This is a genomic window from Pantoea sp. 1.19 (genome assembly GCF_001922585.1).
Lineage (GTDB): Bacteria > Pseudomonadota > Gammaproteobacteria > Enterobacterales > Enterobacteriaceae > 1-19.
The window spans coordinates 480,933-506,629 of sequence record NZ_MRBS01000002.1 but is presented as its reverse complement, the minus strand read 5'-3'; the positions used below and the strand labels follow the sequence as shown (position 1 = coordinate 506,629).

At 63.2% G+C, this 25,697-nt stretch carries 23 protein-coding genes; 19 read left to right on the top strand and 4 right to left on the bottom strand.

Annotation, left to right across the window (positions count from 1 at the left end):
* Window positions 1-41 precede the first annotated feature (41 nt).
* Window positions 42-614, top strand: coding sequence for a phosphatidylglycerophosphatase C (yfhb, locus tag BS626_RS06255; RefSeq protein WP_240494276.1), 573 nt, complete (start codon window positions 42-44; stop codon window positions 612-614).
* A gap of 48 nt (window positions 615-662) precedes the next feature.
* Complete coding sequence (tadA, locus tag BS626_RS06250) at window positions 663-1,163, top strand: tRNA adenosine(34) deaminase TadA (RefSeq protein WP_075181522.1); 501 nt, start codon at window positions 663-665, stop codon at window positions 1,161-1,163.
* A gap of 4 nt (window positions 1,164-1,167) precedes the next feature.
* On the opposite strand, the gene mltF is transcribed toward tadA, so the two are convergent.
* Window positions 1,168-2,631, bottom strand: coding sequence for a membrane-bound lytic murein transglycosylase MltF (mltF, locus tag BS626_RS06245; RefSeq protein ID WP_075181521.1), 1,464 nt, complete (start codon window positions 2,629-2,631; stop codon window positions 1,168-1,170).
* A 273-nt stretch (window positions 2,632-2,904) separates the two neighbouring features.
* On the opposite strand from mltF, the gene purL reads away from it, so the two are divergent.
* The 5 genes from purL (at window position 2,905) to glnB (ending at window position 11,346) form a co-directional block, all read left to right on the top strand.
* Entirely contained in the window at window positions 2,905-6,795 is a 3,891-nt protein-coding gene (gene purL, locus BS626_RS06240; RefSeq protein WP_075181520.1) for a phosphoribosylformylglycinamidine synthase, read from the top strand.
* Between the two features lie 548 nt (window positions 6,796-7,343).
* Entirely contained in the window at window positions 7,344-8,771 is a 1,428-nt protein-coding gene (locus tag BS626_RS06235) for a HAMP domain-containing sensor histidine kinase (RefSeq protein WP_075181519.1), read from the top strand.
* 4 nt (window positions 8,772-8,775) lie between these two features.
* Window positions 8,776-9,534, top strand: coding sequence for a two-component system QseEF-associated lipoprotein QseG (gene qseG / locus BS626_RS06230; protein WP_083615909.1), 759 nt, complete (start codon window positions 8,776-8,778; stop codon window positions 9,532-9,534).
* On the top strand, window positions 9,531-10,868 hold the full coding sequence (glrR, locus tag BS626_RS06225) for a two-component system response regulator GlrR (protein WP_075181517.1): 1,338 nt from the start codon (window positions 9,531-9,533) through the stop codon (window positions 10,866-10,868). The genes qseG and glrR overlap by 4 nt, the downstream gene beginning before the upstream one ends.
* 139 nt (window positions 10,869-11,007) lie before the next feature.
* Window positions 11,008-11,346 (top strand): nitrogen regulatory protein P-II, encoded by a 339-nt coding sequence (gene glnB, locus BS626_RS06220; protein WP_075181516.1) that lies wholly within the window; start codon window positions 11,008-11,010, stop codon window positions 11,344-11,346.
* Window positions 11,347-11,386: 40 nt separating this feature from the next.
* Here glnB and hmpA read toward each other — a convergent pair whose 3' ends face one another.
* On the bottom strand, window positions 11,387-12,574 hold the full coding sequence (hmpA, locus tag BS626_RS06215; RefSeq protein ID WP_075181515.1) for an NO-inducible flavohemoprotein: 1,188 nt from the start codon (window positions 12,572-12,574) through the stop codon (window positions 11,387-11,389).
* Window positions 12,575-12,892: 318 nt separating this feature from the next.
* Between hmpA and glyA the strand changes: the two genes are divergently transcribed.
* Window positions 12,893-14,146 (top strand): serine hydroxymethyltransferase, encoded by a 1,254-nt coding sequence (gene glyA / locus BS626_RS06210; protein ID WP_075181514.1) that lies wholly within the window; start codon window positions 12,893-12,895, stop codon window positions 14,144-14,146.
* A 109-nt stretch (window positions 14,147-14,255) separates the two neighbouring features.
* Window positions 14,256-15,419, top strand: coding sequence for a 3-phenylpropionate MFS transporter (locus BS626_RS06205; RefSeq protein WP_075181513.1), 1,164 nt, complete (start codon window positions 14,256-14,258; stop codon window positions 15,417-15,419).
* Here the strand turns inward: BS626_RS06205 and csiE are convergent.
* Window positions 15,402-16,667, bottom strand: a complete 1,266-nt coding sequence (gene csiE, locus BS626_RS06200; RefSeq protein ID WP_075181616.1) for a stationary phase inducible protein CsiE — start codon at window positions 16,665-16,667, stop codon at window positions 15,402-15,404. The two genes, BS626_RS06205 and csiE, sit on opposite strands and share 18 nt — an antisense overlap.
* 124 nt (window positions 16,668-16,791) lie before the next feature.
* Between csiE and BS626_RS06195 the strand changes: the two genes are divergently transcribed.
* Together BS626_RS06195 and BS626_RS06190 are read left to right on the top strand one after the other, a co-directional pair.
* Window positions 16,792-17,451 carry a DUF1007 family protein gene (locus tag BS626_RS06195; RefSeq protein ID WP_075181512.1) on the top strand — a complete coding sequence of 220 codons (660 nt, stop codon included), beginning with the start codon at window positions 16,792-16,794 and terminating at the stop codon, window positions 17,449-17,451.
* Complete coding sequence (locus tag BS626_RS06190; protein WP_075181511.1) at window positions 17,442-18,428, top strand: nickel/cobalt transporter; 987 nt, start codon at window positions 17,442-17,444, stop codon at window positions 18,426-18,428. The genes BS626_RS06195 and BS626_RS06190 overlap by 10 nt, the downstream gene beginning before the upstream one ends.
* A gap of 32 nt (window positions 18,429-18,460) precedes the next feature.
* Here BS626_RS06190 and suhB read toward each other — a convergent pair whose 3' ends face one another.
* A complete protein-coding gene (suhB, locus tag BS626_RS06185) occupies window positions 18,461-19,264 on the bottom strand; it encodes an inositol-1-monophosphatase (protein ID WP_075181510.1) in 804 nt (267 codons plus the stop codon).
* A 144-nt stretch (window positions 19,265-19,408) separates the two neighbouring features.
* Between suhB and trmJ the strand changes: the two genes are divergently transcribed.
* From trmJ to fdx, 8 genes are all read left to right on the top strand, one after another.
* The gene (gene trmJ, locus BS626_RS06180; RefSeq protein ID WP_075181509.1) at window positions 19,409-20,146 is read left to right on the top strand and encodes a tRNA (cytosine(32)/uridine(32)-2'-O)-methyltransferase TrmJ; all 738 of its coding nucleotides are present in this window, start codon (window positions 19,409-19,411) and stop codon (window positions 20,144-20,146) included.
* Window positions 20,147-20,254: 108 nt separating this feature from the next.
* Window positions 20,255-20,761 (top strand): Fe-S cluster assembly transcriptional regulator IscR, encoded by a 507-nt coding sequence (gene iscR / locus BS626_RS06175; RefSeq protein WP_075181508.1) that lies wholly within the window; start codon window positions 20,255-20,257, stop codon window positions 20,759-20,761.
* Between the two features lie 108 nt (window positions 20,762-20,869).
* Window positions 20,870-22,084 carry an IscS subfamily cysteine desulfurase gene (locus BS626_RS06170; protein ID WP_075181507.1) on the top strand — a complete coding sequence of 405 codons (1,215 nt, stop codon included), beginning with the start codon at window positions 20,870-20,872 and terminating at the stop codon, window positions 22,082-22,084.
* A 25-nt stretch (window positions 22,085-22,109) separates the two neighbouring features.
* Entirely contained in the window at window positions 22,110-22,496 is a 387-nt protein-coding gene (iscU, locus tag BS626_RS06165) for a Fe-S cluster assembly scaffold IscU (protein WP_075181506.1), read from the top strand.
* A gap of 11 nt (window positions 22,497-22,507) precedes the next feature.
* Window positions 22,508-22,831 (top strand): iron-sulfur cluster assembly protein IscA, encoded by a 324-nt coding sequence (gene iscA / locus BS626_RS06160; protein WP_075181505.1) that lies wholly within the window; start codon window positions 22,508-22,510, stop codon window positions 22,829-22,831.
* An 85-nt stretch (window positions 22,832-22,916) separates the two neighbouring features.
* Window positions 22,917-23,432: a co-chaperone HscB gene (gene hscB / locus BS626_RS06155; protein WP_075181504.1), complete on the top strand. Its 516-nt coding sequence runs from the start codon at window positions 22,917-22,919 to the stop codon at window positions 23,430-23,432.
* Between the two features lie 15 nt (window positions 23,433-23,447).
* Window positions 23,448-25,298 carry a Fe-S protein assembly chaperone HscA gene (gene hscA, locus BS626_RS06150; RefSeq protein ID WP_075181503.1) on the top strand — a complete coding sequence of 617 codons (1,851 nt, stop codon included), beginning with the start codon at window positions 23,448-23,450 and terminating at the stop codon, window positions 25,296-25,298.
* 5 nt (window positions 25,299-25,303) lie between these two features.
* Window positions 25,304-25,639 carry an ISC system 2Fe-2S type ferredoxin gene (fdx, locus tag BS626_RS06145; RefSeq protein ID WP_075181502.1) on the top strand — a complete coding sequence of 112 codons (336 nt, stop codon included), beginning with the start codon at window positions 25,304-25,306 and terminating at the stop codon, window positions 25,637-25,639.
* The last annotated feature ends 58 nt before the right edge of the window (window positions 25,640-25,697 follow it).

Here is a 25,697-nt window from a genome sequence, read left to right as displayed (position 1 = left end):
TGGTATTTTTCGATCTGGATGGCACATTACATCAGCAAGATATGTTTGGCACCTGGCTGCGCTGGCTGCTGTGGCGCCAGCCGCTCAATCTGCTGCTGGTGGTGCCGCTGCTGCCGGTGATTGGTTTTGGGCTGCTGCTGCGCGGCCGCGCGGCGCGCTGGCCAATGAGCTTACTGCTATGGGCAATCACTTTTGGCCACAGCGAAAAGCGTATGGTGGCCCGCGAGGTGGCCTTCGCCGCCTGGTTTCGCCGTCGGGTCACCGCCTTCCCGCGGGTGCAGCAGCGGCTGGAGGAGTATCTGGCCAGCCGCGATGCCGACGTCTGGCTGATCACCGGCTCACCGCAGTCGCTGGTGGAGCGCGTTTATCACGACTCCAGTTTCCTTCCGCGGGTGCAGCTGATCGCCAGCCAGATGACCCGCCGCTGCGGTGGTCGGGTGCTGGCGCTGCGCTGCCTCGGGCACGTCAAGGTGGCACAGCTGGAGGATAAGCTCGGGACGCCGCTGCAGCTGTGGAGCGGCTACAGCGACAGCAAACAGGATAATCCGCTGCTGTTTTTCTGTCAGCACCGCTTTCGCGTCACCCCGCAGGGGGACCTGCAACAGCTGGAGTAATTCGCTATACTCCTCCGCCGTTATTGACTGCGTTCCCGGAGAGTCCCTGTGAGTCACGAGCAAGATGAGTACTGGATGCGTCATGCGCTGACGCTGGCGCGCCGCGCGTGGGACGAGGGGGAAGTGCCGGTCGGCGCGGTACTGGTACAGGGGGAGCGGGTCATAGGTGAAGGCTGGAACCGACCGATTGGCCACCACGATCCCACCGCCCACGCGGAGATCATGGCCCTGCGCCAGGGGGGACAGGTGCTGGGCAACTATCGCCTGCTCGACACGACCCTGTATGTGACGCTGGAGCCCTGCGTGATGTGCGCCGGCGCCATGGTACACGGCCGGATTGGCCGGCTGGTGTTTGGCGCGCGCGATGGCAAAACCGGCGCCGCCGGCTCGCTGCTGGACGTGCTCGGTCATCCCGGCATGAATCATCAGGTAACGCTGAGCGAAGGGGTGCTGGCCGACGAGTGCGCCGCGATGCTCAGTGCGTTCTTCCGCCAGCGGCGAGCGGAAAAAAAGGCGCTGCGCCAGGCCGGACGCGCGCCGCAGGAATGATCCTTCAGGGGCGGTTCAGCGCCAGGCTGGGCGCCACCGCCGGATAGCCCGCGTCCAGACCTGCCTGTTCGGTTGCCTGCTGCGCCAGCCGCTTCTCCTGCTCCTGCAGATATCCCACCAGGCTCAGCTGGTATTTACGGATATTCTCCACGTAAGCGTAGGCTTCATGCCCGCGCGCATAGCCATAGGTGGTTTGCGTGTAGTAGCGTTTCTGGCTGAGCATCGGCAGGCGCAGCTTCACGTCGGCCCAGCTGTCGGGGTTGCCGTTCTGCTTAGCCGTCAGCCGGCGGGCATCCAGCATGTGCGCGTAGCCCATATTGTAAGCTGCGAGGGCAAACCAGATGCGTTCATCCTGCGGCACGCTCTCCGGCACCTTGGCCATCATGCGCTTCAAATACTCACTGCCGCCGCGGATGCTCTGCTCGGGATCGGTGCGGTCGGTGACGTCCAGGCTGTCGGCGGTATTGCGCGTCAGCATCATCATACCGCGCACCCCGGTTGGCGACGTGGCCTGCGGATTCCAGTGCGATTCCTGGTAGGAGATCGCCGCCAGCAGCCGCCAGTCGATGCTGTCGGCATACTTCTCAAACAGGCTGCGTATATCCGGCAGCGTAGTGTCGATGGCGCGCAGGAAGCTGCGGGTATCCACATAATCAAAGGTACCAACGTGGCCGAGGTACTTCTCCTCCAGCCGCGCCATCGTTCCCTCTTCGCCCATCTGGCTAAAGAAGTCGAGCATCGCGGCGTTCAGGCTGTCATCCTCTCCGCGCGGCGTATACCAGGTGACCGGCTCCTCATCGGTGATGTCAAACGCCACTGCCAGCTGGGGATGCACCCGCTGCAGCAGGCCAATGGTGACCGAATCACCCACGGTGTAATCCAGTTTTCCCGCCGCAACGGCTTCCAGCAGCGCCTTCGGACTTTGATCGGTGGAGATCGCCCAGTCCAGATCGGGATACTGATTCTGCTTGACCTGCCGCAGCGAGCTGAGATAGGCCGAGCCCGCCGCCACGATCAGGCGCCCTTTTAACTCGCCGAGATTTTTCGGCCGCGGTGCGCCGATGCGGTACACCAGCTGCTGGGAGACGGAGTAGTAGCTCGGCCCGGTGCGGAAGCGGCTCAGGCGCTCCTGGTTATAGATAAGCCCCGCCGCCAGTACGTCGGCGCGGTCTTCGTCCAAATCCTCAAACAGCTGGCTGAGGTTCGGACGAACCTTCATCTCCAGTTTGACCCCGAGGTAATCGGCAAAACGTTTTGCCAGCTCGTAATCCATCCCCGCCGGGGCCTGGTTCACGCTGTACCACGTGAGGGGGGAGTTAACGGTGCTGACGCGCAGCACGCCCCTGGCTTGGATCTGCGAGATGCGGTCGGCGTTGCTGCTGTGCCACGGAATGGCAGGCCACAGCGCCAGCGCCAGCAGAACGGTGATAACACCGATCGGCAGATAGGTGAATTTAAAGCGTTTCAAATAGTTATCTCTCGAAAGGGCGCGGGGTTCTGTCTTTTTCAGGCAGTATAGATGGTCTTTTAAGGTGTCCCGCGCGTGGGCATTTTGCGCAACAACGGCGGGCAGAGCAACAACATTTGCCCTGGATCGTCTATTTTTCACTCAGCCTCGGCGCGTGAGAAAAACAGCGCAAACGGTTTCGTAGCCGGTCACTATTCTCTATAATAGCCGCCGTTTTCCCCCGTAAGCGCCCACTGAAGCGGCCTTCGACGCTTCAACGACGAGAGATCTTTGATGATGGAAATTCTGCGTGGTTCGCCCGCCCTTTCAGCATTTCGTGTTAATAAACTGCTGACCCGTTTTCAGGAAGCCCAGCTGCCCGTCAGTGATATCTATGCGGAGTACGTGCACTTTGCCGATGTCAGCGCGCCGCTGAAGGATGATGAAAAAGCCCGTCTGCAGCGCCTGCTGAAATACGGCCCGTCGCTGGCTGAACACGCGCCGGAAGGGCGTCTGCTGCTGGTGACGCCGCGTCCGGGAACGCTCTCGCCGTGGTCCTCCAAGGCCACCGATATCGCCCACAACTGCGATTTGCCGCAGGTAAAGCGCCTCGAGCGCGGGCTGGCGTTTTACGTTACTGCACCGACGCTGAGCGACGCCCAGTGGGCGCAGCTGGCCGCACTGCTGCACGATCGCATGATGGAAACGGTGTTCAGCGATCTGGCGCAGGCGGAGCAGCTGTTTGCCCACCACGATCCGCAGCCGCTGCAGTGCGTGGACGTGCTCGGTGAGGGCCGCGCGGCGCTGGAAGCGGCTAACCAGAAGCTCGGCCTGGCGCTGGCCGGGGATGAAATTGACTACCTGCAGGCGGCGTTTGAACGGCTGGGCCGCAACCCGCACGACATTGAACTCTACATGTTCGCGCAGGCCAACTCCGAACACTGCCGGCATAAAATCTTTAATGCCGACTGGATTATCGACGGCGAAGCGCAGCCGAAATCGCTGTTCAGCATGATCAAGAACACCTTTGAAATCACGCCGGACCACGTGCTGTCAGCGTATAAAGATAACGCGGCGGTCATGGAAGGCTCGGCGGTGGGGCGCTTCTACCCGCAGGCAGAAAGCGGTGAGTATGCGTTTCATCAGGAAGAGACCCATATCCTGATGAAGGTGGAAACCCATAACCACCCGACCGCCATTTCGCCATGGCCGGGTGCTGCGACCGGATCCGGCGGCGAAATTCGCGATGAGGGCGCCACCGGACGCGGGGCCAAACCGAAGGCCGGCCTGGTGGGCTTCTCGGTCTCCAACCTGCGCATCCCCGGCTTTGAACAGCCGTGGGAAGAGGATTTCGGCAAGCCGGATCGCATCGTCAGCGCGCTGGAGATCATGACCGACGGTCCGCTGGGCGGCGCGGCGTTTAATAACGAATTCGGCCGTCCGGCGCTGAACGGCTACTTCCGCACCTATGAAGAGCGGGTCACCAGCCACAACGGCAGCGAGCTGCGTGGCTACCATAAACCGATCATGCTGGCCGGTGGGATGGGCAATATCCGCGCCGATCACGTGCAGAAAGGGGAAATCAGCGTGGGCGCGAAGCTGATTGTCCTCGGCGGCCCGGCAATGAACATCGGCCTCGGCGGCGGGGCGGCGTCCTCCATGGCCTCCGGCCAGTCCGATGCCGATCTTGATTTCGCCTCGGTGCAGCGCGATAACCCGGAGATGGAGCGCCGCTGTCAGGAGGTTATCGATCGCTGCTGGCAGCTGGGCGAAGACAACCCGATCCTGTTTATTCACGACGTCGGCGCGGGTGGCCTGTCGAACGCGATGCCGGAGCTGGTCAGCGATGGCGGCCGCGGTGGCCGCTTCTCACTGCGCGATATCCTCAGCGACGAGCCGGGCATGAGCCCGCTGGAAGTCTGGTGTAACGAATCGCAGGAGCGCTATGTGCTGGCGGTCTCTCCGGATCGGCTGGCGCAGTTTGACGCGCTGTGCCAGCGCGAGCGTGCGCCCTACGCGGTGATCGGTGAAGCGACCGAAGAGCGGCACCTTACCCTGAGCGACAGCCATTTTGACAACCTGCCGATCGATATGCCGCTCGATGTGCTGCTGGGGAAAACGCCGAAGATGACCCGCGATGTCCGCCGCCAGCAGGCGGCAGGCGAGCCGCTGGTGCGCGACGGCATCGCGTTGGCTGAGGCCGTGAAGCGCGTACTGCATCTGCCGACCGTGGCAGAAAAAACCTTCCTGATCAGCATCGGCGACCGCAGCGTCACTGGCATGGTGGCGCGCGATCAGATGGTCGGCCCGTGGCAGATTCCGGTAGCCAACTGCGCGGTAACGACCGCCAGCCTCGACAGCTACTACGGTGAAGCGATGGCGATGGGCGAGCGCGCGCCGGTGGCGCTGCTCGACTTTGCCGCCTCCGGGCGTCTGGCGGTGGGCGAGGCCCTGACCAATATCGCCGCGACGCGGATTGGCTCACTGAAGCGCGTGAAGCTCTCTGCAAACTGGATGGCAGCGGCCGGTCACCCGGGTGAAGACGCCGGGCTGTACGCGGCGGTGAAAGCGGTAGGCGAGGAGCTGTGTCCGGCGCTGGGCATCACCATACCGGTGGGCAAAGATTCGATGTCGATGAAAACCCGCTGGCAGCAGGAGGGAGAGACGCGCGAAATGACCGCGCCGCTGTCGCTGGTGATCACCGCCTTTGCCCGCGTCGAGGACGTGCGCGGTACCGTGACGCCGCAGCTGCAGCCGCAGCAGGACAATGCGCTGCTGCTGATCGATCTCGGCCAGGGGCAAAACGCGCTCGGTGCCACCGCGCTGGCGCAGGTCTATCGCCAGCTGGGCGACTTGCCGGCCGACGTGCGCGATGCGCAGCAGCTGGCCGGTTTCTTCAATGCGATTCAGCAGCTGGTGGCGGAAGGCAGGCTGCTTGCCTATCACGATCGCAGCGACGGCGGCCTGCTGGTGACGCTGGCGGAAATGGCCTTTAGCGGCCACTGCGGCGTGGAGGTGGATATTGCCGCGCTGGGCAGCGATGCGCTGGCGGCGCTGTTTAATGAAGAGCTGGGCGCGGTGATTCAGGTGGCGGCCGCCGATGTGGCAGCGGTAGAGCAGGTGCTGGCCGAGCACGGCCTCGCCGACGGCGTGCATCGTCTCGGTCAGGCGTGTGTGGGCGATCGCTTTACGATCCGCCACGGCGACGCGACGCTGTACAGCGAAAGCCGCAGCGTGTTGCGCACCTGGTGGGCAGAGACCACCTGGCAGATGCAGCGCCTGCGCGACAACCCCGCCTGTGCGGATCAGGAGCACGCGGCGAAGCAGGATGACCAGGATCCGGGGCTGAATGTGACGCTGAGCTTCGATATCGCCGCCGATATCGCCGCCCCGTTTATCGCTACCGGCGCGCGTCCGAAGGTCGCCGTGCTGCGCGAGCAGGGCGTTAACTCTCACGTTGAGATGGCCGCGGCGTTTCACCGCGCCGGTTTTGACGCCATTGATGTGCACATGAGCGATTTGCTGGCCGGCCGTCGCGGACTGGCCGATGTGCAGGCGCTGGTGGCCTGTGGCGGTTTCTCCTACGGCGATGTGCTGGGAGCGGGAGAAGGCTGGGCGAAATCTATCCTGTTTAACAGCCGGGTGCGCGATGAGTTTGCCTCCTTCTTCCACCGTCCCCAGACGCTGGCGCTGGGGGTCTGTAACGGCTGTCAGATGATGTCCAACCTGCGTGAGCTGATCCCGGGCAGCGAGCTGTGGCCGCGCTTTGTGCGCAACCAGTCTGAGCGCTTTGAAGCGCGCTTCAGCCTGGTGGAGGTCGCCAGCAGCCCGTCGCTGCTGCTGGAGGGCATGGCCGGTTCGCGGATGCCGATTGCCGTATCGCACGGTGAGGGCTTTGCGGAACTGCGCGATGATGCGCAGCTGGCCGCGCTGGAGGCGAAGGGGCTGGTGGGGCTGCGCTACGTTGATAACTACGGCAAGGTGACGGAAACCTATCCGGCTAACCCGAACGGATCGCCGAACGGCATCACCGCGGTCACCAACGACAGCGGGCGCGTCACCATCATGATGCCGCATCCGGAGCGCGTCTTCCGCAGCGTCAGCAACTCCTGGCATCCGGCAGAGTGGGGCGAGGACAGCCCGTGGATGCGTATTTTCCGCAACGCGCGTAAGCAGTTAGGCTAACGCTGCGCCGGCGGGCGCAGGGCGGAGCCCCGCGCCCGACTGTAGCAACATAGCGACAGGGATCACACTGTACTGTCGCCAAAAAGAGACACTTAACCCGCTGATAATGCGGGTTAATTTTTTTTATTTGTGGAGGTGTTGTTATCTGGCGACACTTCGGTGCGCCGCGAGGGCTTCGCTTTTCCGTCCGCCGGCGGCCCGCTCCCCGGCGTGACTGCGTTTTTTCTTAATTATTTAAAACTGGCACGCTATTTGCTACTATACTCTCAGTGGCTCATTCACCTGTTTATGACAGCCCTGCGCAAGCGGACAAGTGCTCATAAAATTCCGAATGACGCACAAAACGGTGCCTGCCGTCCAACAGACCGATAATCGCACGCGTCAGCGGCGTTATCAGACACCGGACGAAACGTTGAGTTAGGCACCACCCATTCCCTCCCGGCGCACCGCGTGCGGCGGGGTAAAACGGCAGCCCGTGCGGCTGCCGTTTTCTTTTCTGGCGCAGTCCGTTAGCATCCGCACTATTGCCCCCCGATGAGATAACGCCTGTGAAAAAGTGGCGCCCGTTCCCCCGTTCGTTACGCCAGCTGGTGCTGATGGCCTTTCTGCTGGTGCTGCTGCCGCTGCTGGTACTGGCCTGGCAGGCCTGGGAGAGCCTGGCCGCGCTCAGCGAGCGGGCAGCGGATACCAACCGTACCACCCTGACCGACGTGCGCCGCAGCGAAGCGATGGCGCGTACCGCGGTGGAGCTGGAGCGCAGCTATCGCCAGTACTGCGTACTGGACGACCCGATGCTGGCGCGACTCTATCAGACCCAGCGCGCCCGCTATTCACAGATGCTGGATGCCCACGCGCCGGCGCTGCCCGAGGTGAGCGATTACCAGCAGCTGCGTCAGACACTGACCGCGCTGTCGCAGCAGGTCTGTCAGAATAACGCCCCTGATGCGGCGGCGGCCGCCGCGCTGGAGCGCTTCTCCGCCGCCAATGGCCGTATGGTGCAGGTCACCCGCGAAGTGGTCTTTTCCCGCGGGCTGCAGCTGCAGCGCGAAATTGCCGAACGCGGCCAGTATTTTGGCTGGCAGGCGCTGATCCTGTTTCTGGTGACGCTGCTGCTGGTGGTGCTGTTTACCCGGATGATTATCGGTCCGGTCAAGGGCGTTGAGCGAATGATCAATCGCCTGGGGGAGGGCAAGCCGCTGGGGCTGGCCAATCACCTGCAGGGCCCGCGCGAGTTGCGTTCGCTGGCGCAGCGTATCCTGTGGCTTAACGAGCGGCTGGGCTGGCTGGAGTCACAGCGCCACGAGTTTTTGCGCCACATCTCCCACGAGCTGAAAACGCCGCTGGCCAGTATGCGTGAGGGCACGGCGCTGCTGGCCGATGGCGTTGCCGGCCCGCTGACCGCCGATCAGCGCGAGGTGGTGGCGATCCTCGACGGCAGCAGCCGCCATCTGCAGCAGCTTATCGAGCAGCTGCTCGATTACAACCGCAAGCTGGCCGACGGGCCGATCGAGCGGGTGGCGGTGGATCTGGCGGCGCTGGTGGAGGCGATTGTCGCCTCGCATCACCTCAGCGCGCGCGCGCGGCAGCTGCACACCACCGTTGACTTGCAGGCCACGCGCTGCGACACCGATGCCACGCTGCTAAGCCGGGCGATAGATAATCTGTACTCAAACGCGATACACTACGGGGCGGAAGGCGGAGAGATCGCGATTCGCAGCTATAGTCAAAGTAAACGTGTGTTTATCGAGGTGGCGAACAGCGGCACGCCGATCCCCACCCATGAGCAGGCGATGCTGTTTGAGCCGTTCTGGCAGGGCAGTAAACAGCGCGCCGGCGCGGTCAAAGGCAGCGGCCTGGGCCTGAGTATCGCCCGCGAGTGCGTGCGCCAGCTGCAGGGAGAGCTGCGCCTGGTGACGGTGGCGGACGCGGATGTCTGCTTTCAAATTGAACTTCAACTGATTGCCGGGAAGGGCTGACGTGATGAAATCCGCGCAATGGTTTCAGGGGCTGAAGCTGCCCCGCTGCGCCGCGATAGCGATAACGTTGTTACTGGTCGGCTGCCAGCAGGCGCCGGCGCCGCGTCCCGCCCCGGTCGTCCCGATGCGGGCGCCGGTGAGTGCGCCGCCGGTGCGGGTAGTCGATTACCTCGCCGCCCCCTGCGAGGGACTCTGGTCGCTGGCGCAGCCGACAGCGCTGGATAATCCGCTCTACTGGTTACGGGCGACCGAATGCGCCGCGCGGCTGTCGCCGGCGGAGGCCCGCGCAACCGCGCGCCAGCTGTCTGATGACGGCTGGCCCGCGGCGTTTCGTCGCGGGATCCTGCTCAGTAACGGCAACGTGGCCCCCACCGAGCGCCGCGACTATATGACCGCGGTAGACGCTGAGAGCGTCGCCATTCCCCGCCCGGTGCGGCCGATGTGGCAGCTGTGGCGAGATAATCAGCAGGCCCAGCTGCAGCTCTCCGAGGCGCGCAGCCGCTACGCTGCGCTGCAGACCCGCAGCGACACCCAGCTGGATGCGCTGCGTCAGCAGCAGATTACCCTGCGTCACGATCTGGCCGTCACCCGGCGCAAGCTGGAGGGACTGACCGACATTGAGCGTCAGCTGTCGGCGCGCAAGCCGGCCGATCTTTCCGACGCACCGCGCGGCGCCGATGCCGGCCCGGTGCGGCCGACGGCGGACGCCGGTTCCCCCCATGCCGCCGAAGGCGGTCACCCAGAGGAGACGCCGACGCCATGACCGCGGAACGCGCCCGGCTACTGCTGGTCGATGATGACCCAAGCCTGTTAAAACTGTTAGGCATGCGGCTGACCAGCGAAGGATTTCACGTTACTACCGCCGCCAGCGGCCAGGAGGCATTGCGCCTGCTGGCGAAGCACGCCGTGGACGTGGTGATAAGCGACCTGCGGATGGATGAGATGGACGGCATGGCGCTGTTTAGTGAAATTCAGAAGCAGCAGCCCGGGCTACCGGTGATCATGCTGACCGCGCACGGCTCCATTCCCGACGCGGTGGCGGCGACCCAGCAGGGCGTTTTCAGCTTTCTGACCAAGCCGGTTGATCGCGATGCCCTGTACCGCGCCATCGACGAGGCGCTGGCGCAACGGGCGCCGGCGGCCAGCGCGGCGAACTGGCGCGACGGTATTGTCACCCGCAGCCCGCTGATGCTGCGCCTGCTGGAGCAGACGCAGCGCGTGGCGCGCGCCGACGTTAGCGTGCTGATAAGCGGCCAGAGCGGCACCGGCAAAGAGGTGCTGGCGCGGGCCATTCACGCCGCCAGCCCGCGCGCCGGGCAGGCCTTTATTGCCATCAACTGCGGTGCGCTGCCTGAGCAGCTGCTGGAGTCGGAGCTGTTTGGCCACGCGAAAGGGGCCTTTACCGGGGCGCTGAGCAGCCGGGAAGGGCTGTTCCAGGCCGCCGAGGGCGGCACGTTGTTTCTCGATGAGATAGGCGATATGCCGCAGGCGCTGCAGGTGAAGCTGCTGCGCGTGCTACAGGAGCGTAAAGTGCGGCCGCTGGGCAGCAATCACGATCGCGACATTGACGTGCGTATCCTCTCCGCCACCCATCGCGATCTGCCGAAAGCGATGGCGCGCGGCGAGTTTCGTGAAGACCTTTACTACCGGTTGAACGTGGTCAGTCTGAAGCTGCCGGCGCTGCACGAGCGGGCGGAGGATATTCCGCTGCTGGCGGCGCAGCTGCTGCGTCAGGCGGCGGAGCGCCACGCGTCGCCGGTGCGCCGTTTTTCCACCGATGCGCTGCAGCGGCTGATCACCGCCAGCTGGCCGGGTAACGTGCGGCAGCTGGTTAACGTGGTGGAGCAGTGCGTGGCGCTGAGTACGGCGCCGGTGATTGGTGAAGCGCTGGTCGAAGAGGCGCTCAGCGGGGAGAACACCGCGCTGCCGACCTTTGTCGAAGCGCGCAATCAGTTTGAGCTAAACTATCTGCGCAAGCTGTTGCAAATGACCAAAGGCAACGTCACCCACGCGGCGCGGCTGGCGGGGCGCAACCGCACCGAATTCTACAAGCTGCTGTCGCGTCATTTGCTCGATGCCGCTGATTTTAAAGACTAGGCTATGCCCTCCTGCGACAGAGTGTGATAGCGTACCCGCCGAAAAGAGACAGACCGCCTGGCGGCCTCCGTTCGCGGCGACATAGACTGATTCCCTTTCCCGGGCGTTGCGCAGGGAAGATTACTGAACAAGGGTCTGTATGAAAAAGATCGATGCAATCATTAAACCGTTTAAGTTAGACGATGTGCGTGAGGCGCTGGCCGAAGTGGGCATCACCGGGATGACCGTGACCGAAGTCAAAGGCTTTGGCCGCCAGAAAGGGCATACCGAACTGTACCGCGGCGCGGAGTACATGGTTGATTTTCTGCCGAAGGTGAAAATTGAAATCGTGATCAGCGATGATATCGTCGATACCTGCGTGGATACCATTATGCAGACCGCCCAGACCGGCAAAATTGGCGACGGTAAAATCTTTGTCTATGACGTGGCGCGGGTGGTGCGTATCCGCACCGGCGAAGAGGACGAAGAGGCGATTTAATCGCCGCCGTTGGGGCGGGCCACTGGCCCGCCCCGGGGTATCACACCACTTTATGCGGGCCGAACACTTCGTAATGCAGCCGCGTCTCCGCCACGCCGCCGGCGATCAGCTGTTTGGCCACATACTGCATAAAACCCACCGGCCCGCACAGGTAGTAGTGCGTGCGTGGATCCGTCTCCTGCCAGTGGGCATCCGCCAGCGCCATCCAGCCGCGGTGCGTGTAGCGGCCCGCATCCTGCGGGCGCGGCTGGCTGAACCAGACCTGCTGCGCAAAATTTGGTAGCGTACTGCCCAGTGCGGCGATCTCGTCGGCAAAGGCCTGACTGGCGCCGTTATCGGTGGCGTGCCACCAGCTGACCGGCGCCGGATGTCGGCGGGCGCTCAGGTCGTGGAGCATTGCCAGCAGCGGCGTCAGGCCGACGCCGCCGGAGATCAGCGTGACCGGCGTTTCCGGCGTCGCTTCCAGAGTAAACTCTCCCGCCGGGGCGGTCAGGGCGATTTCGCTGCCGGGCTGCGCCTGCTGATGCAACCAGCCGGAGAGGCTACCGCCCGCCTCGTGTTTGACCGCAATCCGGTAGTCGCGGCCGTTCGGCAGCTGAGTCAGTGAATACTGACGTACCACCTGCCGCTCCGCCAGGCTTGCATCGCGCAGCCACAGACTGACGTACTGCCCGGGACGGTAATCCATCAGCGGGCCGCCGTCGTCCGGGGTCAGGGTCACGCTGAGGATCTGGTCGCTCTGGCGAGTCAGCTCGCGGATGCGAAACGGCCGCGTCCCCCGCCAGCCGCCGGTTTTCCGCTCCTGCGCCTGATAAATCGCCGCTTCCCGATCGATGCAAATCTGCGCCAGCGCCGCGTAGGCGCGCTGCCAGGCGGCCAGCGCCTCGGCGCCGGGGTGTAACATTTCGTCAATGCTGGCTAGCAGGTGCTCACCCACAATCGCATACTGCGACGGCTCCAGCGCGACGCTGCAGTGTTTTTGCGCGATCCGTTCGACCAGTGGCGCCACCGCCGCCATATCATCGAGATGGCTGCCCCAGGCCGCCACGGCCTCAAACAGCGCTTTGGGCTGATCGCCATTGCGCTGGTTACTCATATTGAATAATTGCTTCAGTTCCGGGCTGTGGCGAAACATCCGCTGATAAAAATGCACGGTGAGTTCGGGGCCAAGGGCGGCGATGGCCGGCAGGGTGGATTTCACGGTGGCAATGGTGTGGGCATCTAACATGATAAAAACCTCGCGCTATAACATGTATTTTAAATGCATGTTATAGCGCGTACTCCGGAATGGCTACCGTTTTTTGCCTGTCGGGGCGGATAATTTGTGCGTAACCCGTCCGGTTAGCGCATCAAACGGCGCGGGTACCGCGGCGATTTACCGCCGACAGTAATAACAGGCAACCCTTGCTACAGCTACAGCCAATCGTTTGCGTAAAAAGGTGGTCGAGACGCTATTCATCCCCAGCCAAACGGTTTACACTGTGGCCCTCCCGATCCCCCGCCGGGGACAGGACCGATATTCAGTGAGCTTAGTCAGGAGATGCGGATGTTAAAGCGTGATATGAACATTGCCGATTATGATGCCGAGTTGTGGCAGGCGATGGAGCAAGAGAAGGTGCGTCAGGAAGAGCACATTGAACTGATTGCTTCAGAAAACTACACCAGCCCGCGCGTTATGCAGGCGCAAGGTTCACAGCTGACCAACAAATACGCGGAAGGGTATCCGGGCAAGCGCTACTACGGCGGCTGTGAACACGTTGACGTGGTAGAACAGCTGGCAATCGATCGCGCCAAAGCGCTGTTCGGCGCTGATTACGCTAACGTACAGCCGCACTCCGGCTCGCAGGCTAACTTCGCCGTGTTTACCGCGCTGCTGCAGCCGGGCGACACCATCCTCGGCATGAATCTGGCGCACGGCGGTCACCTGACCCACGGGTCCCCGGTCAACCTGTCCGGTAAGCTCTACAACGTCGTGCCTTACGGCATCGATGACAGCGGCAAAATTGATTACGACGCGCTGGCGGAGCTGGCAAAAGCACACCAGCCGAAGATGATCATCGGCGGCTTCTCCGCTTACTCTGGCGTTTGCGACTGGGCAAAAATGCGTGAAATCGCCGACAGCGTTGGCGCGTGGCTGTTTGTCGACATGGCGCACGTCGCCGGTCTGATCGCCGCTGATGTCTACCCGACGCCGATCCCGCATGCGCACATCGTCACTACCACCACCCACAAAACGCTGGCGGGTCCGCGCGGTGGCCTGATTCTGGCGAAGGGCGGCGACGAAGAGTTCTACAAAAAGCTTAACTCTGCGGTGTTCCCGGGCAGCCAGGGCGGTCCACTGATGCACGTGATCGCCGGTAAAGCGGTGGCGTTCAAAGAGGCGATGGAGCCAGCATTCAAAACTTACCAGCAGCAGGTGGCGAAGAACGCCAAAGCGATGGTGGACGTGCTTATCGAACGCGGTTACAACATCGTCTCCGGCGGGACGCATAACCACCTGTTCCTGATTGACCTGGTGAGCAAAAACCTGACCGGCAAAGAGGCGGATGCCGCCCTTGGCCGTGCCAACATCACCGTCAACAAAAACAGCGTGCCGAACGATCCGAAAAGCCCGTTCGTGACGTCCGGTATCCGCATCGGTTCGCCGGCAATCACCCGCCGCGGTTTCAAAGAAGCCGAAGCGCGCGAGCTGGCCGGCTGGATCGCTGACGTGCTGGATAACGTCAACGACGAAGGCACCATTGAGAAAGTGAAAGGCAAGGTGCTGGCGATCTGCGCCCGCTTCCCGGTCTACGCCTGATCCCTGCGTTGCCTCGTAACATGCATAAAGCCCACCCCGCGGTGGGCTTTTTTTTTGCCGCGCTACCGCGTTGTTCAACGGCCTGCCTGAGGGGAAAACGAGATAACCGATGATGCTTCGCTCTGCAACCTGGCTGGGACTCAGCTACTTTACCTACTTCTTTTCCTACGGCGTCTACCTGCCGTTTTGGGGGCTGTGGCTGCAAAGCGCCGGCCTCAGCCCGGAAAAAATCGGCCTGCTGCTCGGCACCGGCATGATTGCCCGCTTTACCGGCAGCCTGCTGATCGCCTCGCGGGTGCAGCACCCAACGCAGCTGCTGAACGCGCTGCGGGCCATCGCCGCGCTGACGCTGCTGTTTGCCGCCGGTTTCTGGATTGGCGGCCACTGGCTGTGGCTGCTGCTGGTCATGTTTGGCTTTAACCTCTTCTTCTCCCCGCTGGTGCCGCTGAGCGACGCGCTGGCCGCTACCTGGACCCGGCAGATCGGTTTGGCCTACGGCCCGGTTCGCCTGTGGGGATCGCTGGCGTTTGTGATCAGTTCGGCGCTGACCGGCATGCTGGTCAGCGCCTGGTCGCCGCAGGCGATTCTGCTGCTGCTGACGCTGGGCATCGCGGCGATGCTGGCCGGCATGCTGCTGCGGCCGCAGGTGCGGCCGGTCGGCGAAGCGGGGGAGGCCGGGGCACGACCGCGCGGCGGCTGGCCGGTGTGGGCGGCGATGCTGCGCGAGCCTGCCGTCTGGCGCTTTCTGCTCTGCGTGACCCTGCTGCAGGGGGCGCACGCCGCCTATTATGGCTTCAGCGCGATCGCGTGGCAGGAGGCGGGCTATTCCGCCAGCGTGGTGGGCGGGCTCTGGTCGCTGGGAGTGGTGGCGGAGATCGCCGTTTTTGCCAGCAGTCAGCGACTGTTCCGCCGCTGGAGCGCGCGCGACATGCTGTTGCTGTCCGGGCTGTGTGCGCTGCTGCGCTGGAGCCTGATGGCCACTACGACCGCGCTGCCGGCGCTGGTGGTGGCGCAGCTACTGCACTGCGGAAGCTTTACCGTCTGCCACCTGGCCGCGATGCGCTTCATAGCCGCCCGCGAGGGAGGGGAGGTGATCCGGTTGCAGTCGGTCTATTCGGCGCTGGCAATGGGCGGCGGCATTGCGGTGATGACCCTGTTCAGCGGCCTGCTGTATGAGCATCTGCACGACGGGGTGTTTTGGGTGATGGCGGCCATCGTTGTGCCGGCGCTGTTTTTGCGTCCGCCGCTGGCCCCCTCAGGACTCCAGCAGTGAGCGGATCCGCTGCTGCTGATGCTGGCCCAGCGTCAGCCCGGTGTGGATCACCGGCGGCGAGTAGAGCGGCAGCGGCGTGGCGTAAGGGCTGATCACCAGTGCGGTGCCGCGCGGTGCGCCATCGCGCTGGAAGGCCTGCGCGTCCAGGTACTTGACGCTAATGGGCATCAGCGTCAGCTCGCGAATCTGCCGCTCAATTTGCTGCTCAAGATCGTTGTCTTCACCGGTCAGCAGCAGCACCTGCTTCTCCTGCAGCGCGTTCTCTTGCATCAGCCAGGCACCAAAAATCACCGCCACCAGGCTGCGTTCGGCGTGGCTGAGCCGAATACCATAAAACGTTTCCACTCCGCGCAGGGCGGCGCAGGCGGTGCGCATCAGGCGCGGATAAAGACGCTGGACATCCCCGGTCAGCGCTGTATCAATGCCGATGGCAAAGCAGCAGCGCTCCAGCGCCTGGCTCAGGTGGCTGTAAAGCTGTGCGCCGAGGGCGTCGCGATCCTGAAAATGCCGGCCGGCCAGGGTTTCAAAACGGTGAATCAGCAGTGCAATCTGCCGCAGCAGCTGCTGTTCGCTGGGGTGCTGCGCCTCGGCGCGCTGTGGAATATGCAGCTGGCTAAACAGCAGCGTCAGCAGATCCGCCTCGCTGTCGTGCAGCGGCGGATGGTGGCGGCGCCAGAGCTGTACCACGCTCTCCGCCACCTGGCGCTCGCGGCGGTTGCGTAGCCACTGCTGCTGCTGCGGGCTGAAGCGCGGCGCGGGAAGCTGGCACAGCTCGTAGAGAAACATCAGCTGCAGCAGTTGACCGTCGCGCGGGCAGAACGGGCGGGTCAGGCGACGGCCGCAGTAGTCGATCAGCGCCTGCAAATTGACCGTATCGCTCAGCCCACGTGCCGTCTGCCGCTGACGCAGGCTGGCGCGCAGCGCCGGCGTAAAGTGGCCGTCAATAAACGCCGGGCTGTGGCGCAGCGCGCGGCGTACGCCGTGCAGCAGACACAGGCGGCGGTCCAGCTCGCTGCCCTGCACGCGGTAAATGCCGTCCGCTTCGCAGCTGACGCGCAGGCGATGGGCGCGCTGGATTTCTCTCTCAACCTCCGCTATATCTTGCCGGGCGCGTGGCGCATCGACGGCGTACATGTCGCAGGCGGTGCGCAGGGTCAGCGCCGGCTGAGGTAACGACATGAGTAACAGCAGATGGTTCTGGCGTTGCGCACTGGCGTAAACAGGCGCGGCGGCGGGTTCTGACGGCATCATCTGTTATTCCAGTTGGTTATGACAGAATAAGCGTAGCCAGGCCCGCCGGTGATGCACGCCGCGCGGCGGGATTTTGTTCAGCGGTTCTATGGCGATCACAGAATTTTTTACAGGAAAGACGATGACCGCACTTTTGTTATCTTATAACATACTTATCCGCCGGCTGCTGACGGCCAGCTTACTGCTGTTCAGCGCGGCCCCGGCGGCGCATCCGCACAGCTTTATTGCCCTGCAGGCACAGCCGGTGATTGATGACGGCAAGCTCACCGGTATCGCCATGCGCTGGAAGATGGATGACATCACGTCGGCGGATCTGCTCTACGATGCCGGAACGGCAGCGCCCGGCAGCGAAGTGTGGAAAAAACTGGCGGCCGAAGTGATGGCGAACGTTCTCGGGCAGCACTACTTTAGCGAGATGTGGCATCGGGGGCAGCGGGTGAAGTTTGATACGGTGCCGCCGCGCTACGGGCTGGCGCGCGAGGGACACCAGGCGGTGCTGAGTTTTGTGCTGCCGCTGGCGAAGCCGCTGCCGCTCAGCGGCCTGTCGCTGACCCTGATGACCTTTGACCCGACCTATTTTGTGGATATGCATTACGACAATGCGGCGGCATTCAGCCTGGGCGATGCGGCGGCGGTCCGCTGCCGCTCCCGCGTGGATACGCCCACGCCCGGCGCGGCGCTAAAGCAGTACGCGCTGTCGCTGGACAAAGCCGATGCCCCTGCGGAGGAGATGGATTTGGGCCGACAATTTGCACAAACGGTTACGCTAACGTGTCCGTGATCTTTCCCACTCGCCGGCCCGCGGCGCGCTGGCCGCTGTGGCTGTTTGCCGCGCTGCTGCTGCTGGGGGCGCTGCTGCTCTGGCTGCTCTGGCCGCAGCTGCTGCTGCAGAGCGCCGACTGGCAGCGCCAGCTCAATCGCGAAACCACCCGCCTGCTGCTGCAGGTCGCGGGCCACAGCGAGCGCGCGGGCGCGATGCTGATCGGCTTCAGCCTGCTGTACGGGGTGGTGCACGCCGCCGGACCGGGCCACGGCAAAGTGGTGATCGCCACCTTTCTGGCGACCCACCCGACGCGGCTGAAAACCAGCCTGTGGCTGACGCTGCTCTCCTCGCTGCTGCAGGGCGCGGTGGCCATCGTGCTGGTGACGGTCTGTTTACACCTGCTGGCGCTCAGCTCGCGCCAGCTGCACCTCAGCAGCTACTGGCTGGAGAAGGGCAGCTATCTGCTGGTGATGCTGCTGGGCGGCGTCATGATCTGGCGCGCACTGCGCCAGATCCGCCAGCGCCTGCGACCGCCGCGCATTCAGGCGCTGTACCCACCGGCCTCAGGCGGGGCCTGCGCCCAGCCGGCGGCGGGCCGCTGCGGCTGCGGCCATCAGCATCTACCGGATCCGCAGCAGCTGGCGCAGGCGGTTACTGGCCGGATGCGGCTGGCGGTGGTGTTGTCAATGGGGCTGCGTCCCTGTTCGGGGGCGATCATGATGCTGCTGTTTGCTAAAGTGATCGGCGTCTATGCCTGGGGAGTGGTGGCGGCGCTGGTAATGGCGGCCGGCACGGCGCTGACGGTCTCACTGATGGCGTTGCTGGTACAGCTGTCGCGTCGTCTGGCGGTGCGGCTCAGTCGGGGGCGCGGCGGTGCTCAGGGCCTCGGCGCGGCGACTCTGCTGCTGGCAGGGGGCGTGCTGCTGCTGGTGGCGGGGGGCGTGCTGTGGCAGGCAGCGCAGCCGATCGCCTCAGGCGGACTGCGCGCGCTGTGATATCGGGCCGCGCGGGGGCGGCCCGGGAACGCTTAGCGCTTCAGGGCTTCGCTCAGCTCATCACGCATGGCGGCCAGCAGTGATTTCACCACGCGCGGGTTACCGGCGACGAGGTTACCGGTGGTCAGGTAGTTGTGATTACCGGTAAAGTCGGTCACCAGGCCACCCGCTTCGCGTACCAGCAGTTCGCCGGCAGCGAAATCCCACGGCTTCAGGCCAATTTCAAAGTAGCCATCCACGCGGCCGGCGGCCACATAGGCCAGATCCAACGCGGCGGAGCCGGTACGGCGGAAATCAGCGCACTGGGTGAACAGTTTGGCCACGATAGCGATAAACGCCGGGCTGTGCTGCTTCATTTTGAACGGGAAGCCGGTGGCGATAATGGTGCCGTCCAGATCGCGGGCGGTGCCGCCGCGCAGGCGATAGCCGTTCAGCTGGGCGCCCTGGCCGCGCACCGCGCTAAACAGCTCATTCCGCATCGGATCGTAAACGACCGCCACTTCGGTGCGGCCTTTAATGCGCACGGCGATGGAGACGGAGAAGTGGGGCAGGCGTTTGATGAAGTTGGTGGTGCCATCCAGAGGATCGATAACCCACTGAATATCCGCCTCTTCGCCGGCCAGCTCACCGCTCTCTTCGGAGATAATGGTGTGCTTCGGGTAAGATTTACGGATCACCTCAATAATCTGGCGCTCCGCTTCGCGATCAACATTGGTGACAAAATCGTTGCTGCCTTTTTGGCTGGCTTCTACCGCGTCCGGGGTTTCATAATTCTTGGCAATCACGTTTCCGGCCTTACGCGCAGCGCGCACGGCAATGTTGAGCATTGGATGCATGGGTCTCTCTCATGGATGTTAAAGAACGGCCTCGGCGTCCACTGACGCACGAATTTTAATCGGCGCGAAGTATAACAGGCTGTTCTGCTCATGTCCTGCTTTTATGTTAGGATAGCGCCATTCTCCGATCTGACAGACGCCAATATGCTGGAAAATATTCGAATCGTGCTGGTGGAAACCTCCCACACCGGCAACATGGGCTCCGTGGCCCGCGCCATGAAGACCATGGGTCTCTCCTCGCTGTATCTGGTCAATCCGCTGGTGAAACCCGACTCGCAGGCCATCTCGCTCGCTGCGGGCGCCAGCGATGTGATCGGCGAGGCGAAGATTGTCGACACACTGGATGACGCCATTGCCGGCTGTGGCCTGGTGGTCGGCACCAGCGCCCGCTCCCGCTCGCTACCGTGGCCGATGCTCGATGCGCGCGAGTGTGGGATAAAGGCGGTGGACGAGGGGCAGCAGGCGCCGGTGGCGCTGGTGTTTGGCCGCGAACGCGTCGGCCTGACCAACGACGAACTGCAGAAATGCCACTACCACGTGGCCATTCAGGCCAACCCGGAATACAGCTCGCTGAACCTGGCGATGGCGGTGCAGATCATCGCCTACGAGGTGCGCATGGCGTGGCTGGCCGGGCAGGCCACGCAGGGCGACAAGCCGGTGTATACCGAGTCGCCTTACCCCCTGGTGGACGACCTTGAACGCTTCTATCAGCACCTTGAGCAGATGATGGTCGACAGCGGATTTATCCGCCAGGCCAATCCCGGCCAGGTGATGAGTAAGCTGCGGCGCCTGTTTACCCGCGCCCGTCCGGAGCGCGACGAGCTGAATATTCTGCGCGGTATGCTGGCCGCCTTTGGTAAGCCGCGCGACGGGAATAGTTGAGTATTTTAGTCAGATAAATAGTTGACCAAATCACTCAGGAATGTCAGACTCCGGTACCATCTTTTCTGACATTTCCCCGTCCGGGGCTGACCTGAGGTAACGTTTGCCATGAGACTGACTTCCAAAGGGCGCTACGCCGTAACCGCCATGCTTGACGTTGCGCTGCACTCCCATGAAGGCCCGGTACCGCTGGCGGACATCTCCGAGCGCCAGGGGATCTCGCTCTCCTACCTTGAGCAGCTGTTTTCCCGCCTGCGCAAGCACGGACTGGTCGCCAGCGTACGCGGCCCCGGTGGCGGATACCTGCTGGGCAAAACCGCCGCGGAGATTGCGGTGGGCGCGGTGATCACCGCCGTCGACGAGTCGGTGGATGCTACCAAATGTCAGGGCAAAGAGGGGTGTCAGGGGGGCGAACGCTGCCTGACCCACGCGCTGTGGCGCGATCTGAGTGAGCGCATCAGTGATTTTCTGAACAATATTACGCTGGCCGAGCTGGTCAACAATCAGGAGATCCTCGACGTGGCCGACCGGCAGAGTGGCAAAGATGCCAACGAGCATCGCCGCGCCCCGACCGGCCGTGGGCAAGAGACCATCAGCGTCAACCTGCGCGCCTGAGACCCGGTGGCGGTCACGATGCGGCCGCACCCAGTATTTTTCCCCGCCGGCCGCGGGGAATCGGATCACCTTTTGCGAATTGAAGTGATGTACGGAGCCTGAAGAGCAATGAAATTACCGATTTATCTCGATTACTCCGCCACAACGCCGGCTGACCCGCGCGTGGCAGAGAAGATGATGCAGTACCTGACGCTGGATGGCACGTTCGGTAACCCCGCCTCCCGCTCGCACCGTTTCGGCTGGCAGTCGGAAGAAGCGGTGGATATCGCACGTAACCAGGTGGCCGATCTGGTCGGCGCCGATCCGCGTGAAATCGTCTTTACCTCCGGCGCGACCGAGTCGAATAACCTGGCGATTAAAGGTGCGGCCACCTTCTATCAGAAAAAAGGCAAGCACATCATCACCTGCAAAACCGAACACAAAGCGGTGCTGGATACCTGCCGTCAGCTGGAGCGCGAAGGCTTTGAGGTCACTTACCTCGCCCCGCAGAGCAACGGCATTATCGATCTGAATACGCTGCAGGCGGCCATGCGCGAAGACACCGTACTGGTGTCGATCATGCACGTGAACAACGAAATCGGCGTGGTGCAGGACATTGCGACCATCGGCGAGCTCTGCCGTGCGCGCGGCATCATCTTCCACGTCGACGCGACCCAAAGCGTGGGCAAGCTGCCTATCGATCTGGCGCAGCTGAAAGTGGATCTGATGTCCTTCTCCGCGCACAAAATCTATGGCCCGAAAGGCATCGGCGGGCTCTACGTACGCCGCAAGCCGCGTATCCGTTTGGACGCGCAGATCCACGGTGGCGGTCACGAGCGCGGCATGCGTTCCGGTACCCTGCCGGTGCACCAGATTGTCGGCATGGGCGAAGCGTATCGGATTGCCAAAGCTGAGATGACCGACGAGATGGCCCGTCTGCGCGTACTGCGCGACCGCCTGTGGCACGGCATCAAAGACATTGAAGAAGTGTACCTCAACGGTGACCTCGAGCAGGGCGCGCCGAACATTCTTAACGTCAGCTTTAACTACGTTGAGGGCGAGTCGCTGATCATGGCGCTGAAAGACCTGGCGGTCTCTTCAGGCTCCGCCTGTACCTCTGCCAGCCTGGAACCTTCCTACGTGCTGCGCGCACTCGGCATGAACGATGAACTGGCACACAGTTCTATCCGTTTCTCGCTGGGGCGTTTCACCACCGAAGAAGAGATCGATTACGCCATTGCGCTGGTACAGAAATCCATCGGCCGCTTACGCGAGCTCTCCCCGCTGTGGGACATGTTCAAAGCCGGCGTGGATCTGAACACCATCGAATGGGCACATCACTAATTTCAGGAAGCAGGAGATACTTACCATGGCATACAGCGAAAAAGTCATCGATCATTACGAAAATCCGCGCAACGTTGGGTCGTTTGACAACAGCGATCCTTCCGTCGGCAGCGGCATGGTCGGCGCCCCGGCCTGCGGCGACGTGATGAAACTGCAGATCAAAGTCAGCGATGGCGGCATCATCGAAGACGCACGGTTTAAAACCTACGGCTGTGGGTCTGCGATCGCGTCCAGCTCGCTTATCACCGAGTGGGTGAAAGGCAAATCCCTCGACGAAGCGCAAAGCATCACCAACATGGCGATTGCCGAAGAGCTGGAGCTGCCGCCGGTGAAAATTCACTGCTCAATCCTGGCAGAAGACGCGATCAAGGCCGCGATTGCGGATTACAAGAGTAAAAAAGAGCCACAGTAAGCGGAGGCGGTATGTCGATCACCTTAAGCGACAGCGCGGCATCCCGCGTGAGCCAGTTTCTCACCCATCGCGGTAAAGGCTACGGCCTGCGGCTGGGGGTGCGGACCTCCGGCTGCTCCGGTATGGCCTACGTGCTGGAGTTTGTCGACGAGCCGCAGCCGGAAGACACCGTCTTTGAACAGAAAGGGGTCCGGATTGTGATTGATGGCAAAAGCCTCGTCTACCTTGACGGCACCGAACTGGACTTTGTCAAAGAGGGGCTCAACGAGGGCTTCAAGTTCAACAACCCGAACGTCAAAGACGAGTGCGGTTGTGGCGAAAGCTTCCACGTCTGACGCCCGCTGTAGCACCTGATGAAATCGCGCCGACGCCGTCGGGGCGATTTCGTTTTTACTGAAACCCGCGTTTTTCGAGTCGTTTATGGATTACTTCACCCTGTTTGGTCTGCCGCAAAGCTGGGATATCGATGCGGCGGCGCTGACAAGCCGTTTTCAGGAACTGCAACGTCAGTATCATCCCGATCGCTTCGCTACCGAATCCGAATCCGTCCGTCTGCAGGCCGTTCAGCAGGCCGCCACCCTTAATCAGGGCTATCAGGCGCTGCGCTCGCCGCTGCCGCGTGCCGAATACCTGCTCAGCCTGCACGGCTTCGACATCAACAACGAACAGCACACGATGCGTGACGCCGCGTTCCTGATGGAACAGCTTGAGCTGCGTGAAGAGCTGGAGGCGATGGCGCAGCGCAAAGACGCCGCGGCGTTGGGCGGCCTGATTGCCCGCGTCAGCGCGATGGCGACGGCGCGGGAAACCGAGCTGCGCGACGCGCTGGCCGCCAGCCAGTGGGCGCAGGGCGCGGACACCGTGCGCAAGCTGCGTTTTCTCGCTAAACTGCGCAGCCAGGCAGAAGCGCTCGAAGAGCAGCTGCTCGATTTTTAATACGGGAAGCTCAACATGGCGTTATTACAAATTAGTGAGCCGGGCCTGAGTACGGCGCCGCATCAGCGCCGCCTGGCCGTCGGTATTGATCTGGGTACCACCCACTCGCTGGTCGCCACCGTGCGCAGCGGCCAGGCGGAAACCCTGCCCGATGCGCAGGGCCGCCACCTGCTCCCTTCGGTGGTGCACTACGGCCGCGATGCCGCGCGCATCGGCTGGGAAGCCCGCGAAGGCGCGGCGCGCGATCCGCATAACACCATCAGCTCGGTGAAGCGACTGATGGGCCGCTCGCTGGCGGATGTCCGGCAGCGCTATCCGCAGCTCCCTTACCGCTTTGCCGCCAGTGAAAACGGCCTGCCGCTGATCGACACCGTCGCCGGCGTGGTCAGTCCGATCAAGGTCTCCGGTGACATCCTCAGCGCGCTGGCGCAGCGCGCCCGCGACAGCCTCGGCGACGCGCTGGAGGGCGTGGTGATCACCGTTCCCGCCTATTTTGACGATGCGCAGCGCCAGGGCACCAAAGACGCCGCGCGGCTGGCCGGCCTGAACGTGCTACGGCTGCTCAATGAGCCGACCGCGGCGGCGGTGGCCTACGGTCTCGACTCCGGTCAGGAGGGAGTGATTGCCGTGTACGATCTCGGCGGGGGCACCTTTGATATCTCCATTTTACGCCTCAGCCGCGGCGTGTTCGAAGTGCTGGCCACCGGCGGCGATTCGGCCCTTGGCGGCGATGACTTTGACAGCCTGCTGGCCGATCGGCTGCGGGAAAAAGCCGGCTGGCAGGACCGCAGCGATGCCCTGCGCAACCGCGAACTGCTTGACGTTGCGACGGCGGCCAAAATCGCCCTCAGCGACGCCGAAAGCGTGCCGGTCACCCTCGGCGACTGGCAGGGAAGCATCACGCGCGCCGAATTTACTGCGCTGATCGCCCCGCTGATCAAGCGCACCCTGCTGGCGTCGCGTCGCGCCATGAAGGACGCCGGCGTCAGCCCCGACGAGGTGCAGGATGTCGTGATGGTCGGTGGATCGACCCGCGTGCCGGCGGTGCGTGAGCAGGTGGGGGCCTTCTTTGGCCGCTCGCCGCTGACCGACATCGATCCGGATCGCGTCGTGGCGATTGGCGCCGCCATCCAGGCCGATATACTGGTTGGGAACAAGCCGGACAGCGACATGCTGCTGCTGGACGTGATCCCGCTGTCGCTCGGCCTGGAAACCATGGGCGGGCTGGTGGAAAAAGTGATCCCGCGTAACACCACCATCCCGGTGGCGCGCGCGCAGGAGTTTACCACTTTTAAAGACGGCCAGACCGCGATGAGCATGCACGTGCTGCAGGGCGAACGCGAGATGGTCGGCGACTGCCGATCGCTGGCGCGCTTCTCGCTGCGTGGCATCCCGGCGATGCCGGCGGGCGGCGCGCACATTCGCGTCACCTTTCAGGTAGACGCCGATGGCCTGCTGAGCGTCACCGCGATGGAGAAATCCACCGGGGTTGAGGCGGCCATTCAGGTGAAACCGTCGTTTGGCCTGAGCGAAAACGAAATTGCGCAGATGATCACCGATTCTGTCAGCCACGCTCAGCAGGACGTGGACGCCCGCCGCCTGGCGGAAGAGAAGGTCGATGGTCTGCGCGTGCTGGAGAGCCTCAGCGGGGCGCTGGCGGAAGACGCCCACCTGCTGAGCGAGCCGGAAGCGGCGGCGATTACCGCCGCGCAGCAGGCCCTGCACGATGCGCTGCAGGGGGATGACGCCAGCGTCATTGCCGCCGCGGTGAAACAACTAGATAACGTAACCCAGGACTTTGCCGCGCGCCGCATGGATGACTCCATTCGCCGCGCACTGGCCGGGCACTCTGTGGACGAGGTGTAAGAGTCATGCCGAAGATTGTATTTTTGCCCCATCAGGATATGTTGCCGGAAGGCGGGGTGTTTGACGCGCAGCCGGGTGAAACCATTCTGGACGTCGCCCTGCGAAACGGGATGGACGTGGAACACGCCTGCGAAAAATCCTGCGCCTGCACGACCTGCCACTGCGTGGTGCGTGAGGGGTTTGATACGCTGGCCGAGAGCAGCGAAGACGAAGATGACATGCTGGACAAAGCGTGGGGTCTCGAGCCGGACAGCCGTCTGAGCTGCCAGGCGCGCATCGCCGATGAGGATCTGGTGGTGGAGTTCCCACGCTATACCATTAACCACGCGCGCGAGCACTGAGGGCCGCCGGCGTCCGTCAGGGCGCCGGACGACCGCGCCACGCGGTAAAACAGAATCA